This is a genomic window from Sphingomonas abietis (assembly GCF_027625475.1).
Classification (GTDB): Bacteria; Pseudomonadota; Alphaproteobacteria; order Sphingomonadales; family Sphingomonadaceae; genus Solisphingomonas; species Solisphingomonas abietis.
This window is the reverse complement of sequence record NZ_CP115174.1, coordinates 4,352,531-4,366,913: the sequence shown is the minus strand read 5'-3', so window position 1 is coordinate 4,366,913 and position 14,383 is coordinate 4,352,531. Positions and strand designations below refer to the sequence as shown.

The 14,383-nt window shown below is 64.6% G+C and carries 15 protein-coding genes and 1 other annotated feature; of the genes, 1 reads left to right on the top strand and 14 read right to left on the bottom strand.

Translation table 11 applies throughout. From position 1 onward, the window contains the following. Window positions 1–27 precede the first annotated feature (27 nt). The 8 genes from PBT88_RS20710 to PBT88_RS20675 all read right to left on the bottom strand — a co-directional run bounded on the left by PBT88_RS20710 (window position 28) and on the right by PBT88_RS20675 (window position 8,381). A complete protein-coding gene (locus tag PBT88_RS20710; protein WP_270077165.1) occupies window positions 28–780 on the bottom strand; it encodes a TIGR02186 family protein in 753 nt (250 codons plus the stop codon). Beyond that, window positions 777–1,691, bottom strand: coding sequence for a sulfite exporter TauE/SafE family protein (locus PBT88_RS20705; RefSeq protein ID WP_270077164.1), 915 nt, complete (start codon window positions 1,689–1,691; stop codon window positions 777–779). The genes PBT88_RS20710 and PBT88_RS20705 overlap by 4 nt, the downstream gene beginning before the upstream one ends. Window positions 1,692–1,738: 47 nt before the next feature. Next, the gene (locus PBT88_RS20700) at window positions 1,739–2,791 is read right to left on the bottom strand and encodes a hypothetical protein (RefSeq protein ID WP_270077163.1); all 1,053 of its coding nucleotides are present in this window, start codon (window positions 2,789–2,791) and stop codon (window positions 1,739–1,741) included. Further along, entirely contained in the window at window positions 2,791–3,330 is a 540-nt protein-coding gene (locus PBT88_RS20695; RefSeq protein ID WP_270077162.1) for a glycosyltransferase family protein, read from the bottom strand. The genes PBT88_RS20700 and PBT88_RS20695 overlap by 1 nt, the downstream gene beginning before the upstream one ends. Window positions 3,331–3,722: 392 nt before the next feature. Then, window positions 3,723–4,904: an IS256 family transposase gene (locus tag PBT88_RS20690; protein WP_270077161.1), complete on the bottom strand. Its 1,182-nt coding sequence runs from the start codon at window positions 4,902–4,904 to the stop codon at window positions 3,723–3,725. A 140-nt stretch (window positions 4,905–5,044) separates the two neighbouring features. Then, window positions 5,045–5,905 (bottom strand): plasmid partitioning protein RepB C-terminal domain-containing protein, encoded by an 861-nt coding sequence (locus tag PBT88_RS20685; RefSeq protein WP_270077160.1) that lies wholly within the window; start codon window positions 5,903–5,905, stop codon window positions 5,045–5,047. 23 nt (window positions 5,906–5,928) lie between these two features. Continuing rightward, entirely contained in the window at window positions 5,929–6,819 is an 891-nt protein-coding gene (locus PBT88_RS20680; protein WP_270077159.1) for a plasmid partitioning protein RepB C-terminal domain-containing protein, read from the bottom strand. Further along, a complete protein-coding gene (locus PBT88_RS20675; protein WP_270077158.1) occupies window positions 6,819–8,381 on the bottom strand; it encodes a recombinase family protein in 1,563 nt (520 codons plus the stop codon). The genes PBT88_RS20680 and PBT88_RS20675 overlap by 1 nt, the downstream gene beginning before the upstream one ends. A 27-nt stretch (window positions 8,382–8,408) precedes the next feature. Between PBT88_RS20675 and PBT88_RS20670 the strand changes: the two genes are divergently transcribed. Then, complete coding sequence (locus PBT88_RS20670) at window positions 8,409–8,822, top strand: hypothetical protein (RefSeq protein WP_270077157.1); 414 nt, start codon at window positions 8,409–8,411, stop codon at window positions 8,820–8,822. A 234-nt stretch (window positions 8,823–9,056) separates the two neighbouring features. Here PBT88_RS20670 and PBT88_RS20665 read toward each other — a convergent pair whose 3' ends face one another. From PBT88_RS20665 to PBT88_RS20640, 6 genes are all read right to left on the bottom strand, one after another. Continuing rightward, window positions 9,057–10,559, bottom strand: a complete 1,503-nt coding sequence (locus tag PBT88_RS20665; RefSeq protein ID WP_270077156.1) for a ComEC/Rec2 family competence protein — start codon at window positions 10,557–10,559, stop codon at window positions 9,057–9,059. A gap of 89 nt (window positions 10,560–10,648) precedes the next feature. Then, entirely contained in the window at window positions 10,649–11,293 is a 645-nt protein-coding gene (locus tag PBT88_RS20660; RefSeq protein WP_270077155.1) for a hypothetical protein, read from the bottom strand. Continuing rightward, window positions 11,290–12,518 (bottom strand): IS3 family transposase gene (locus PBT88_RS20655; RefSeq protein WP_270077083.1). Its coding sequence is split into 2 segments (ribosomal slippage): window positions 11,290–12,230 and window positions 12,230–12,518, totalling 1,230 coding nucleotides; the frame shifts between segments, so codons are not numbered across the junction. Before PBT88_RS20655 ends, PBT88_RS20660 begins: the two co-directional genes overlap by 4 nt. Further along, window positions 12,121–12,237: a sequence feature (AL1L pseudoknot), on the bottom strand. It overlaps the preceding gene by 117 nt. Window positions 12,519–12,533: 15 nt before the next feature. Further along, entirely contained in the window at window positions 12,534–13,442 is a 909-nt protein-coding gene (locus PBT88_RS20650) for a hypothetical protein (RefSeq protein WP_270077154.1), read from the bottom strand. Window positions 13,443–13,623: 181 nt separating this feature from the next. Then, the gene (locus tag PBT88_RS20645) at window positions 13,624–13,752 is read right to left on the bottom strand and encodes a hypothetical protein (protein ID WP_270077153.1); all 129 of its coding nucleotides are present in this window, start codon (window positions 13,750–13,752) and stop codon (window positions 13,624–13,626) included. Between the two features lie 301 nt (window positions 13,753–14,053). Continuing rightward, the gene (locus PBT88_RS20640) at window positions 14,054–14,248 is read right to left on the bottom strand and encodes a hypothetical protein (RefSeq protein ID WP_270077152.1); all 195 of its coding nucleotides are present in this window, start codon (window positions 14,246–14,248) and stop codon (window positions 14,054–14,056) included. Between the last annotated feature and the right edge of the window lie 135 nt (window positions 14,249–14,383).

The following is a 14,383-nucleotide window of genomic DNA, read 5'->3' as shown; positions in this document are numbered from 1 at the left end:
AACGGTAAATAAATCGCTCGAACGGCGTCAGTTCCTGCGGAACAGCAGGCCCGCCCCCCAGCCGATCAGCAGCGATATCGCGACCGCCGCCAGCCCGTAGGTGACAGGCCAGCGATTGGCGGCGAGCGTGACGAATCGCTCGAAGCCGGATTTGCCGATGTCCACCTCGCGCACCGCGCCGGCCACCACCCGGCCGTCCTGGATCAGGAAGGTCTCGGCGATGTAGCGACCGACCGGCACGCGCGCGGGGATGGCGATGTGGGCGCGGTAGAGCACGCCGTCGCTGATCGCCACGCCGCGCGCATCCTGCACGTAGAGCCCGGCGCGGCGCTTGAGATCGACCAGGCCGTCCACGAAGCGCGCCTGCTCATCGGGCGGGGAGCCGGAGGCCGGGGACATCTGGAGACTGTCCAGCCCCAGTTCGTAGATTGCGGCGGTGCGCTGATCGATCAGCGCGGCGAGCGGGCGCGAACTGGCGATGGCGTAGAAAGCGGGGGCGGAGCGGAAGCGTTCGCTGTCGGCATTGATCCACATCCCCGCCACCTTCTGCTTCTCGCGCACCACCACTGATTGGGTCGGCCCTTTCAGGACCACGGCGATATCGGCCGGATGATCGGGGGCGCGGCCCTGTGGATAGAGGATCGCGCCGAACAGCAGCAGGTCGGCGCCGGTGAAGCTGTAGATGATCTGGACTTGCCGGTCCGAGACATCGGGCACCAGCACCGGCTTCGAAGCGCCGATGCAGGCCAGCGACGCCAATGCGATCGCGGCGCGCGTCATCCCAATTCCACGCTGTAGAGTTCGCCGGGGCGCCAGGTGAGGCCGACCGCCATGCGCACCGCCACCGCGAGCACGAGCAGCGCCAGCATCAGGCGCAGGTATTCGGGCTTGATCCTCATCGCGAACCGGCTGCCGATCTGCGCGCCGATCGCCGATCCGATCAGCAGCAGCAGCGCCAGCACGATGTCGACCGCCTTGGTGGTGGTGGCGTGGATCATGGTGGTCGCGGCGGTGACGAACAGGATCTGGAACAGCGACGTGCCGACCACCACCTGCGCGGCCATGCCGAGCAGGTAGATCATCGCCGGCACCATGATGAAGCCGCCACCGACGCCCAGGCTCACCGTCATGACGCCGGTCAACATGCCGAGCAGGAACGGCGCCAGCGGCGAGATGTACAGGCCCGAGCGATAGAAGCGCCAGCGGAACGGCAGCGCGGCGATCAGCGGATGGTGCCGGCGCTGCGCCCGGTGCGGTTTTTCACCCCGGCGCTGGGCGAGGATGGTCGAGATCGATTCGTGCGCCATCAGGCCGCCGATCGATCCCAGCATGACGACATAGGTGATCGCGATCACGGTATCGATCTGGCCGAGTTTTTCGAGCAATCGGAACAGCAGCGCGCCCAGCCCCGATCCGATGACGCCGCCGGCGACCATCACCGCACCCATGCGGAAATCGACGCCCTTGCGCCGCATCTGGGCGAGCACGCCGGATACGCTGGCGCCGGTGATCTGGGTCGCCGAGGAGGCGACCGCGACGGTCGGCGGGATGCCGTAGAAGATCAGCAGGGGCGTGGTGAGGAATCCGCCGCCGACCCCGAACATGCCGGATAGCAACCCGACGCCCCCGCCTAGCAGCACGATCACCAGCATGTTCACCGAAAGGCCGGCGATGGGCAGGTAGATGTGCATGGCGACAGGGCTAAACCATTGCCGGGCGGAGGGCTAGGAGCGGGGTGCTAGAAGTCGGTGGCGACGGTGAGGGCCAGCCCCGATCCCGGCCGGGCGCGGCCGGCGACCCGCTCGCGCCAGTCGAGCGCGACCGCGACGGCATGATGCGCGACGGGCAGGCGCAGCGTGGCGGAAGGGCCGATGTCGATCCGCGTCGCGCCGGGCTGGGCCGCGCCCCAGGCGCCGCCGCCGATCGCCAGCGACATGTTGCCGCCCAGCGCGATGGAGCGGGCGATCCGGGCGGCGCCATCGGCATAGAGATCCTGTCGCCGGGCGCCGACGACGCCGGCTTCGGCATAGGCGTCGAGCCGCCAGCCGGGCGCGATGCGGACGTCATAGACGCCACCTGCCGCGCCCAGCGTCCAGGCGTTGCGCCCGCCATGGTCGATGGCGACGCGGCGCTCGGCCATCAGATGGACAGGGAGCAGGGCGATCGGCTTCCAGTCGAGCCCGACCGCCGCTTCGGTCTGGCGCGCCCCGCCGATCGCCGCCGAGATTCGCCCGGCCACGGCGATGCGGCCGGCGCGATCGAGGTGGTAGAGAATGCGGGCGCCGGCCTGTCCGCCGCCGATCTGCCCGCCCAGCGACGAGGTCGAAGCCCGGCCGCCGCCGCGCAGGAAGGACCAGGCCGATCCCGACCAGCGATGGGACGACCCGTTCGCGCCGACGATCGCTGCGGCGTCCGGCAAGCCGCTGTCGGGTCGATAGGGGCGATCCACCCCGCTCGTGGCGGCGGTGAGTCGCAGCAGATGTGGATCGAGATCGTCTTCCAGCCCGGTGGAGGGGTTCGCCAGCACGGCGTCGCGCATCGTGGGGTCTCTCGCGGCGGAGCCGGGCTCCACCACGAGGCCGGCGCGACGCCCGACAGTCAGGACGGGCGGCGGAGGCGTCCGGACGAGGAAGGAGAGCGACCGGTGGCGGGCGATGGCGTCATGCCGCGAGGGCATCTTCGGCACGGTGGTGGACCAGCCGACCAACGCCATGCCGCGCGCCATCGTCCAGACCAGGGTGATGCCGATCAGGAAGCGGACGGGCGCGGCATGGGCCAGCGACGCGCCCATCAGCGCGCGCCGTCGGCGATCGGCGGCAGGTGCGCCGTCTTGTCCCAGCGCAGCCGCCCGTGATGGACGAGGTTCGTATAGAGTCCCAGGGCGCGGAGGGCGGCCATCATCGCCACGATGTTGCCGATGATCATGTGGACCGGTGCCAGCAGCGCCATGGCCCAGCCGTGCGAAGCCCGCGTGATGCTCATCCGCATCGCGATCCGCCACGCCAGAAGCATCACATTGGCGAGTATCAGGGGCAGGGGGGCGGGGGAGTCGGTCGATCGGTCGAGGCACTGAGCGCCGATCCATGCCAGCCCCCATGCCGGCAGGGCGATATAGGCGGCGATCAACACCATTGCGGCCAGGATCGTGCGGCGATCACGCAGCCGCATCCAGCGTTCGGCGATACCACCCTGCCAGCCGAGCCGATCCCAGCCGGCGAGCGCGATGCCGGTGATCCAGCGCGATTTCTGGCGGACGGCGGCGGGGATGGTGTGGGGAAAACAGGCCCGCACCGCCACCATGCCGCCACCGTCCGCGGCCGGTATCCGCACGAAGGCGCCCCGCCCGCCGGCCGCGCCGATCCGCAGGCCGAGCTCATATTATCTCGAGCAAACGGTTATATGGACAATCGGTCCGTCAGTTACGGACGGTGGGTATTACACAACATGATAACTCCAGATAATTTCGCGGATGGGAGAATTTTCAAGCTTCGCTGCGACATCTCATTGGCGGCGGTCGGCGTTGGACGACAGTCTCATAAGTAGTGAAGGTTGGTAATGAGACCTCAATTTGCTTTGCGTCAAATTAGGTCATGGCTCGGTCTGTACTGATCCTATAGGCCACCCGTCGTTCCCAGCGGGTGCAATAAGACGTTGATTATGGGCCATTCCGGAGGTCGTCGGCGATTGCGCAACCTGACGTCTGGAAATTGACGGGTGCGTGATCACGCATCTCGGCATTCCCACTTGATGTAGCCCTTATTGTCGGAGGCCCATGTTTCGTCGATCTCGACGAGAACGGCAGAGACGAGGCGTAGGAGTGCCTGGTCGTTGGGGAAGACGCGGACCTTGACGGTCCGGCGTTTGAGTTCCTGCTGCACAGCGCGCTCGATGGGGTTGGATGTGCGCAGGCGCCGACGGTGATGCTCTGGCAGGTTGAAGACGGCGAGCCCCTCGGGAACGCTGTTTTCCAGCCATGTGGCCAAGGCGGGCGCGGTGTCGCGGTAGTTGGCGACGAGCTCGTCGAGCGCGGCCTGGGCCTTTGGAAGCGAGTTGGCGTTCCAGACGCCGCGCAGCTCGGTTCCGATGCGCCCGCGGATGGCGGTATTGGGTGCGTGATGGATGGCGTTGGCGGCCAGGTGAAACTGGCATCGCTGCCAGGTGGCGGCGCCGAGTACGGCTCGGCGAGCGGCGCGCAGGCCGGCGTGATCGTCGGAGACAATGAATTCAACGCCGCGCATGCCGCGCGCGACCAAGCCGTCGAGGAAGGCACGCCAGTGGACCTCGGCTTCCGACAGCGCGACGCTGACGCCGAGCACCCGGCGCCGCTCGTCTGGGCCGATGCCGATCGCCGAGAGGACGGCTGCGTCGCGAACGACGCCGCCTGCGCGCGTCTTCTCGTACCGGGCGTCAAGGATCAGGTAGCGGATCTCGCCGAGCGGACGAGTGCGCCACGCTTCCAGTTCGTCGTCGAGCAGGGCCGCGGCGCGACTGACCTGCGAGGAGGAAAGACCTTCGATCCCGAACTCGCGCAGCACCGCCTCGGCCTGACGGGTAGAGACGCCCTTCACGTACATCTCGGCCACCGCCAGCATGACTGCGCGCACCGAGCGGCAGCCGCGCTCCAGCGATTGAGGAAAGAAGGGCTCAGCGCCGTGGCCGGCGGTCTTGGGAACTGCCACCTCTACTGTGCCCGCCGGGGTATCGATCCGCTTCGACTTGTAGCCGTTGGCATAGCCCCGTCGGTCGGTCGTGCGTTCGTAGTGCCCTGCACCGAGGAAGCGCTCGCGCTCGATCCGCATCGCCATCTCGAAGGTGCGTGCGAACACGGTCGCGATGCCCTCGGGGCCGTGTTCGATCAGCTGTTCCAGAACCGCCTCGATCGCCTTATCATGCCTGCTGTCCATTCGCTCTCTCCACGGGTGTTTCGCAACTCCATGGAATGTAGAAGATGGGCAGCCGGTGCCGGGGCATGCCCCGGCACCAGCTTACCGATTACGACCCGATCGAATTTCCAGACCTCGCGTTACACAACCTCGTCGGCAATCTAGGCTGCTGCCTGAAACTCTGTAATCTTCTGGAATTCGGCCAAGATCATCGGATGATATTGGGCCAGATACCGGATCGCACGCGCGTTACCGAGCAAGCTGCGGACGTAGCCCACGGCCAGCGTCAGAACGAGATGATCGCTACCATAGTCCTTCTCGATGATCCGGAATTCCCGGTCGAGCGTAGCAGACTCCCGTTCCATCAGCGCCAACTGGTCCTCGGTTAGACCTCGCGAAGGCTTCCGTCGCGGTTCCGCGAGAAGCTCCTCCGGCGTCGCCGCCACGATCGATTTCGCATAGGAGATCGAGTACTTGTTCATCGCGTTCATGTCCGACGCAGCCTGGATCTGGCGCAGCGGCTTGAGCCGTTTCAACTCGGCGAACGTCGCGATGGGGACGTGCTTGTCCTTCAAAAGGTCGATCGCCTCCGCGCAGATCCCCTGCGTTAGCGTGCGTTTGTGGCGGATGCTGTCGATGTTGACGTTTAGTGCCCGAGCGAGCCGCTCCTCCGATAACCCTTTCTTGACGGCGTTCAGGATCATGGCGTGCTCCTGAATGGTAGCCAGCCGACTGATTCGCTTGTTGTAGGTGAAGCCCTCGTCGTCGAGGGCAACGAGGCACACCACCTCCAGCTCGCCTCGAGCCTTCAAAATGTCGATCCGCAGATACCCGTCAAGCAGGTGATACCTCTCCGGATCTTTGGCATCGCGGGCGACCACGGGAGGCTCTATCAGGCCGACCTCCGCGATCGAGGCGGCGATCTGGCCATACTTGACCGTCTTGCGGACGGCAGCAGAGACGTCGCGGAGCAACCCGATATCCTCGACGCGAATGCGGATGCTGGCCCGCTCGAAGGCCATCCGGACCGCTCGGCCTTTCCCTGTCATGACGGCAAGCCCTGCCTCCGGACAAGGCGGTCGCGAAGCTCAATCGGCATGTCGCCGAGACCTTCGCTCTCAAGGATCTCGATCATCGCGCGATCGACCATCAGCCTGCCCAGCGCCTCGGTGACGAAGGTGATCCTGCTCCTCGTGGCCTCCGCCCTGCGCACCAGGAGACGCTTGCGGTCGGTTTCCTCCTGATAGGCGCTCAGCAGGGACGCTGATGACATCGTCTTCCGGTTCTCGCGCCAGGACCGCACATGCTTGCCACGCAGCTTCCGCTGCTCGACCAGACGCTTCGCGGCCATCAGCTTCCGGCCACGCAGAAGGTTGTTCTCGTAGGCGTGTTGCAAGGCGAGCTGAACGCCGGGCTCGTCCGCCTCCGCGATCTCCATTGCCACTGATATCGGCATCAGCCCAGCCTCGACGGATTGCAGCAGCCGCTGCTCACCCTTGTCGAGGAGCCGGATGGCTCCGTTGACGAATTCACCGGAGAGGCCCGTCTGGCGTGCTATGTCTGAAACCGCGTGCCCGCGCTTCCTCATGCCGGCAATGTCCTGAAGGAGGTCTATCGCCCTGTGCTGGCGTCTCGCGCAGTTCTCGACGAGGCTCGCGACAAGGCAATCCTCAATGTCGGCCGACACGACTAGCGCCGGAATCTCCATCTCGCCGAGTTCGCGAAACGCCTCGAGCCTGCCCTGTCCGCAGACCAGGTCGTAGAAGGGGCCGTCCGCCTCGACCCGCCGAGTCACCGTGATCGGCCGCTTCAGCCCGAGCTGGGCGATGCTGTCCACCATGTCGCGGAAAGCCTTGGGGTTTCGCACGCGCGGATTGAGAACGTGGATCCGATCCACCGGGATCATCTCAACGCGCTGGGCCGGACGCGCCGACATCAGGCGGCCCTCGGCAGCGGCGCGCGCGCCGTCATGCTGTAAAACCGCTCGAGCGTGTCGAAGCGGTAGGCGTCGAGCGACAGCCCGTTGTGTTCGCAGAGCCTCAATGTGGCCTCCCTCATGTCCAGTCGGGGCAGCAGATAGAAATCCATCGGACGGTCGTTGTGCGCGTCCATGCGGACCGCGATGGTGAGATCTGGATCGAGGGCCGTGTCGAGGCGCAGCTTCCAGCGCGTCGACCCCGCCGACGTGAAGATCGATCGCATGACCACCACCGACACCGCGATCTCGCCGTTCACGTTCAGCAGATCCGTCTCGGCGTCGCCCGTCACCCGACCGCCTGCATCGAGCACACCGGCGACGATCTCCGCGACCACAGTCGGGTGAAGCGCACGCAGCTTCCGGTTGATCTCGAGATAGCGGTAGCTGCGGTCGGGTGAGAAGCCGACCAGCGCATACGCTCGCAGAAGGCCGCCGAACCGCGTCCGGTAAGCGCTGCTCGACGGACAGCCCTCGGCCTCGTCGATGATGAGACCTGACAGCTCGCCATGCCCCTCAAGTATCGACCTGAGCAGATCGAGCATGGCGTCGTCGCTGAGCCGTTCCGACCTCGCCTCAATGATGGCGCGGGCGCGGTCGAACGTCTCCCGGTCGATGATCGCCGCAAAGGTGTCCTCCGCGCGCACCCACTGCTCCGGATCGTTGCGGACGTGCTCGCGCTTGAGCTTGAAGGAGGTGCGCGCCCATACGTTGTGCCCGACATACTTCTCGTTGATGAGCACTTGGTGCACGGTGCCCCGCGTCCATGGCCGGCCGAGATCGGTGGCGACGCCCCGGGCGTTGAGCGTCTCGGCGATCTCGCGCTCCACTCGCCCATCGTCGACGAACATCCGATACATCTCGCGGACGATCGCGACCTCCTCCTCCGGCCCTGGAACGAGGATCACCCTGTCCGTGGCAATGCTCTTGTGCTCACCGCGCTCTAGCAGGCCCTTCCGCTCGCCGGCCTGGTCGACGCGCATCCGCCGCAGTCCGAAGCCGGGCGCGCCGCCTTGCCGGTATCCTCGCCGGATCAGGTTTGCCTGGCCCGCGAAGACCTTGACCGAGAGGTCGTGGCTGTAGACGCCCGCCATCACGCGCTTGACCGACTTCACGATCGACGACCCGATGCTGCCGTCGTTCTCGATCTGGTCGGCGCAGTAGAGGACGGCGACGCCGGCGCGACGGCAGCGCAGTTCATACATGGCCGCCTCGTCCGGATCCTGGAAGCGGCCCCAGCGGCTGATGTCGTAGACGATGACGGCGCTGAAGTCCGCCCGACCGCTCTCGACGTCCTCGATCAGCCGCTTGAAGGCATCGCGCCCGTCGATCCGCAGCCCGCTCTTGCCATCGTCGGCGTAGGTGCGGACGATCTCGTAGCTGCGGGCTGCGGCGAACGTCCTGATCGCCGTGGACTGGTTGTCGGTCGAGAACTCCTGATGGTCGGTCGACATGCGGACGTATTCGGCCGCACGCAGCAGCTTGCCGTCGCCTGTCGCAGAACTGTTCCAATCGATGACCATAACAGCTTCCGGACGTAAGGGACGCGGGTGGGTCTGTTCTTCTCCGCTGCTTACGCCGGAAGGACGGGCAAGATGTTACCGAAAACGGGCAACATCCGCCGCACGCCGCCAGACAGGTTTGCCCAAGAGATCGGCGAGGCACTGCGGAGCGAGCTCGGCGACAGCCACAAGGCCATTAAGACGGTCATGGCCTGGGCGGGCGCCAGCGAGCGGAGCGCCAAGAACTGGCTAAGCGGCACCCACGGCCCAGACGGGTGGCATCTCATACTGCTAGCCAGACATTCCGATGCGGTGATCGCCACGATCCTCCGCTTGGCGGAGAGGGACCAGCTCATTCCCGGTGTGAGGCTTCGAGCCTTGCAGGTCGCGCTTCTCCAGACCGCGACCGAGATCGGCGACGCCTTCGTGATTCAAGCTCGGCGCCGATTTCGAGAAGAATAGTTACCCAAAGCGCGGTCATAGCGAGTGCCCGTTAGCGTAGATTGCTGCCAGTTTTTGATTGCGGCCTCAACTATGCGCACCCTACCGAGACCCGCCAAGGGCTCGGTGGAGTGAAGCGGAATAGCGCGCGGTCCCGGTGCAGCCGGGAGATGCCCGGACCCCCTCTCCATCACGCTTATCGCCAAGCCTTTGCCGGGGCATCCCACCGCCATCGTCAGGCCCGCAGGAGTCCCTCTAAAACTCGAAAATGCCCGTCATCATCCAGCCAAGCGCATCATCGACCTGAATGCAGTTATAGGACCAGAATTGGCGCAGAACCTCGGCATCGGGATGTTTCTCACCCTTGCTGGGATCGGAACAGAAGATGCTGGCGCGCGGTTCGACCAGGGCGGCGACCTCGGGCGAGGAATTTCCCTTCGCGCCGAGGTGCATAACCTGAAACACGGACGTCTTGTCCAGCCGGCCATAGGGCCGAAAGAAGTCAGAAAAGGCCGTCCGACGCGGCTTCGAGTTCAGCGAACCATCGCCGGTGAACAGCATCGAGAAATGCTCCGGGGAAAGCCGTGTGAGATCTGGAGCATAATACCAGTACGGATACCCTGGCCAAGTGTGCCCGGTTTCGAAATCCGCGTCCGCCGGTGTTGGGACGGGGCCACCATATAGGAAGAGTGAGATGATATTCCGGTTATAGGCGTCACCCCGGAAGGTCGTGTCATATAGCGCCTTCAGATCAGCGAACGCCGTCTCCCGATCTACCTCCTTTTTCGCGGCAAGCAACGCCGCGATCAGAGGGTCGACGCGGGCTGGAAAATCAGCCGGACATTTCCTGGCCTGCCGAGCGTCGTTATAGGGCACGAACTCCCACAACCCGTCGATATCGAGTACCGACTCCGCCTTCAGGAACTCGGCCTCCGAGAGGCGCTGGCCCGTAACGCCGGGGATCTCGCCCTCGACAATGTCGGGCGCGTGCTCGGTTTCCAGCCGCAATTTCATCGGCCGATCGTCGATCGCGCCGCGCGGCCCTTCCTCCGGCCCTTCCTCGGGAAGACCATCCTCGGGCGCGGGCGGAGGATCGCCGTCGCTGGGTGGAACGAATACGATCCGCGTCGCCCCTCCGGACGCTTCGATTAGATAGCCGGCCGGGTCGATCAGGAACTGGAGAAAATCGGCGTCGAGATCGTCGGCGGATGCTGCGATCCAGATCCGTTGCCAGAGCGGCATGAACGGCAACAGGATCATCTTAACGTCGAACAGCCCGAGCAGATGGACGATGCCCGACACGTGGTCGCTGTCGAAATGCGAGAGCGCGACAAAATCGAGTGGCGGCCTGGTGTCCACCGGCACATTACGCGCCTTCCAGAGGTCGTCGAGTTCGCTTTCGACAAGCTTTTCGGAGGTGACGCTCCCACAATCATAGATCCAGGTGAATTGGCGGCGGCGACCATGGCGCAGTTCACCAGAATGGAGCATGCCCTGGCCGACCGGATGGAAGCGGTAGGTGACGCTCCACCAGTTCGGGTCGATCGCGTCCCGATGGTCGATGAACCAGCGACGGGGGAGGCCCGACGGCGCGGCCCAATGATCGAGAAAATCCTGCAATTCGGCAGCGCTCGCGGGTGCCGGCATCTGGCTGCGATCGCCGTTGCGAAGCGCGGAAATCCGGTTGTGATTGAAGTCACGGCCGGGCTGACTAAAAAAGGCGTGGATCTGCTGATCCTTCAGTCCGGCGTCGATCATCGCTAGGATCAGCCTGCGGGCTCGCGGGCCGATCCGGACCGGGCCGGTGCGTACGAGGCCGCGAAGGCGAAGCGGGATAGGGGGCTGTGTCATCGGCCGTCGCGTCCCAGAAGCATGTTCGGCTTGTCCGCCGCCTTCATCTCCGCACGGATCTTTCGGCTGATGAAATCGATCGACGTCGTCGAGGAGAAAAGGACGCGCGGCGACGGCCCGCGCCAGATGGCTTCGCCCTCCTCGATGTGGAAATGCGTTATTCCTGGGAAGAGCGCCTCGTCGATCGGCAGCAGGGCATTGGGGTTGTGATACATTTCGAGCTCGTCCGGCCAGCCTTCTTCATATTCCGGGTTTTCGACGTCGAGATCGAAGGCGATCGCGTCGAGCGCACCGGGTGAAGGATCATTCAAGCCGCCTTTGCGCAACAGGCTGACGAAACGGTCGCCAAAGCCGGCGCGCACGCCCATGCGATTGAATTTCGAGATCGTGCCGGCATTCGAGAACAGCACCGCCGAGACATGCTCGGTGTCGGGTTGCCAGAAAAAGGGGGTGAGAACGGTCTTGCTCCCGGCTTGCCACCCGGAAATCGTCTTCTCGACCGCGGTGCGCTTGCCTTCGGCGTCGACGGTGACGCTGGCGCCGACACCGTAGAGATAGATCGGGATCGCCGTGCGCGACCACACCATCGATCCCGGCGTGAACCGCCCCGGGTTTACCGGAGGCGTTGGGTTGTGAGTCACGCTGCCATATCGATGGTGTCTGCGGCAGCATAATATTGATCTTCGGCTTCGGCAGGCGGGATGTTGCCGATAGGCTCCAGCAGCCGACGATGGTTGAACCAGTCGACCCATTCGAGCGTGGCGTATTCGACGGCTTCGAAACTGCGCCACGGCCCACGCCTATGGATCACTTCGGCCTTGTAGAGGCCGTTGATCGTCTCGGCCAAAGCGTTGTCGTAGCTGTCTCCGACACTGCCGACCGACGGCTCGATCCCGGCTTCGGCAAGGCGCTCGGTGTACTTGATGGACACGTATTGCGACCCGCGGTCGCTATGATGGATGAGGCCGCCCCGATGAGCCGGCCGGCGATCATGAAGCGCCTGCTCCAAGGCATCGAGAACGAAGCTGGCATGCGCCGTCCTGCTGGCCCGCCAGCCGACGATCCGCCTGGCATAGGTGTCGATGACGAAGGCGACGTAGACGAACCCCGCCCAGGTCGCGACATAGGTGAAGTCCGACACCCACAGCATGTTCGGCGCCGGCGCGTAGAACCGGCGGTTGACGTGATCGAGTGGGCACGGCGCCGCTTTGTCGCTGATGGTCGTGCGCACCGGCTTGCCCCGGATCACTCCTGCCAAGCCCATCTCTCGCATCAACCGCGCGACAGTACAGCGGGCGACCGGAAAGCCTTCCCGCATCATCTGCCGCCAGACCTTGCGCACGCCGTAGACCGCGAAGTTCTCGGCGAACACGCGCGCGATCTCCGGCTTCAGGGCGACATCCCGCTGCGCCCGCGCCGATAGGCGTGTTGGATCCTGTCGCTGCGCGACGCGCTCGTGATAGGTGGATGGGGCGATCGGCAGAACGCGGCAGATCGGCTCGACCCCATAGGCATCGCGGTGATCGTCAATGAAGGCGATCATCGCCGGAACGGGCGGTCGAGCTCCGCCTGAGCAAAATACGCTGACGCCTTGCGCAGGATCTCGTTGGCCTGTCGCAGTTCGCGGACCTCGCGCTCCAACGCCTTCACCTTGTCGGCAACCTCTGTCGGGACGCCCGCCCGCTTGCCGCTGTCGACCTCGGCCTTCTTCACCCACTCATGAAGCGTCTGCGGAACGCAGCCGATCTTTCCCGCGATCGAAACCACCGCCGCCCAGCGAGAGGGATAATCGCGCTCGTGATCGACAACCATCCGCACCGCCCGCTCGCGGACCTCAGGCGCAAATTTGTTCGTCGTCTTGCTCATACAGGCTCCACCTTCTCAGGAGTTGGAGCCTCCGGCAAACCCGGCGCGGTTCAGCGCGTGGAAATCGGCGAGGGCGAGAACGAAGGGATGGCCTGCGACGTGCGGCGCCTCCCAATAGCGCTTTTTCATCTTGCTGTAGAGCGGCGAGCCGAACTTGAGCGGCAGTTCCTCCTCGACCACGCGCCAGAAATCCTCAGGCGGCCCGTCTGGCGCCCCCGAGGCCATGGCGCTGGTCATCGGGTCGGGGCCGTTGGCGGTCACCGCCTCGATGAAGATGCGCGTGCCGCCCTTGTCGAGGCACAGGTCGGGCACGGCATGACTGTGCGCGACTTCGAAACCGAGCGCGCGCATCGCCGCGAAGAGGTAGAGTTCCCAGGTGCGGGCGCTGTAGCCGGTGGTCTGGAAGTCCAGCACTAGATTGCCATCCAGGTCGGGCACCCAGCGTGCGATCTCGGCCACCATCGCCCTAGCCCCAGACTGGTTGGGCATTTCGCGTAGCACCCGGAAGGCGGGGTGAAGTTTCGCCTCGTCGGCGAGGGGGGCGAACAGGTCTACACCGTCAGGGAGCGTCGGGAATTCTGAAAAATCCGGCCGCATCTGCGCCAGGGACTCGCTGCGCCCATCGCTCAGCATATCCTCGGCAAATCGCGCGGACGGGTGCGGGCCAGAACGGGTGAATCCGCGGTAGCGACCCTCGGCGTCGCGAGCGAGCGCGGCTATCCAGAACTGCCGGGTTTTCCGGTGGTGGAGAACAGAGACAAGGATGCGTTCGTCAAAAGTCGACCAGCAGGAGCCGATTGCCAGCTCTTCTTGAACCTCTGGATCCCAGCCCCACAGCGCGAACGCGTCGAACCGTTCGCGGGTCATGCGGCGGAAGACGCTGGTTCCTGTGTCCTGCGGATCCGCAGAGGGGAGATCGGTCATTGCTGCCAAATGGCCCGATTGACGCGAATTGATCAAGACGTGCCAGACGCGAAGAGACGCATAGTGGTGCCGGGCGTTGGGGTGGACAGTCAAGCCGACCAGTTTGTAGTCATGGTGTCGCGACGATCCACGCTATGCTCCTCACGTGATGGACGGCGATAGAAAGCACGCCATGTGGGCGTCACTGGACCATCGCAACAACGAGGCAGACGATCAGTCCCACGATCACGATGCCGAGCCATAGTTTCCATGTTGCCCGACCAGGACCGCCGATCGCGCCGAGATATGCAAGGATGGCCTCGATCAACATCGCTTGCTCCGTAGGTCGGCTATCGGAATGATAGCGTGGCATCGGATACGGCTACAGCTGGGGCGCTTGCCGTCCGGCAGCTTCTGTCCGATCCAGACGCTCGCACCGCGCTTTATGAACGGCAACACCGGGTCGGCAACGGCCGCAGGAACGGGTAATTCGATCCTCTCGCACTATGTGTGAGAAAGCCTAGTGAGAGAGTTGAACGCAGGTGCCCAGAATCCCGATCGCGACGATCAAGCATGTCTGGATTCGCACCTGTTTTTGTAGACCCGCGGTGGCATCGTCAATTTCCATCAGCCTAACCCCCAAACGGTTTCCCACGCCCTTTTTTATGGAGTTTCTCGTCGTCCAAAAGCGACCGTCGCATACGAGTGGCCATCTTGATCACGTCATCCAAGCCCTCCCGTCCGTAACGCTCCTTCATGACTGAAATCATGCACATGCCGACGATCCACGGATGGCTTTGCATCTGCACTGCGACGACATTCATCATAGGGCCAACGCGATCACAGATCGCCCGATAGGCTTCGGGGCTCGTATCGTAATCTTCGTGCACACGGCCTCCCATCTAAAGAAGAGGCAGAGCCCGGCCGTAAGAGCCGGGCGTTCGTAACCCTGCGTGTGCCAC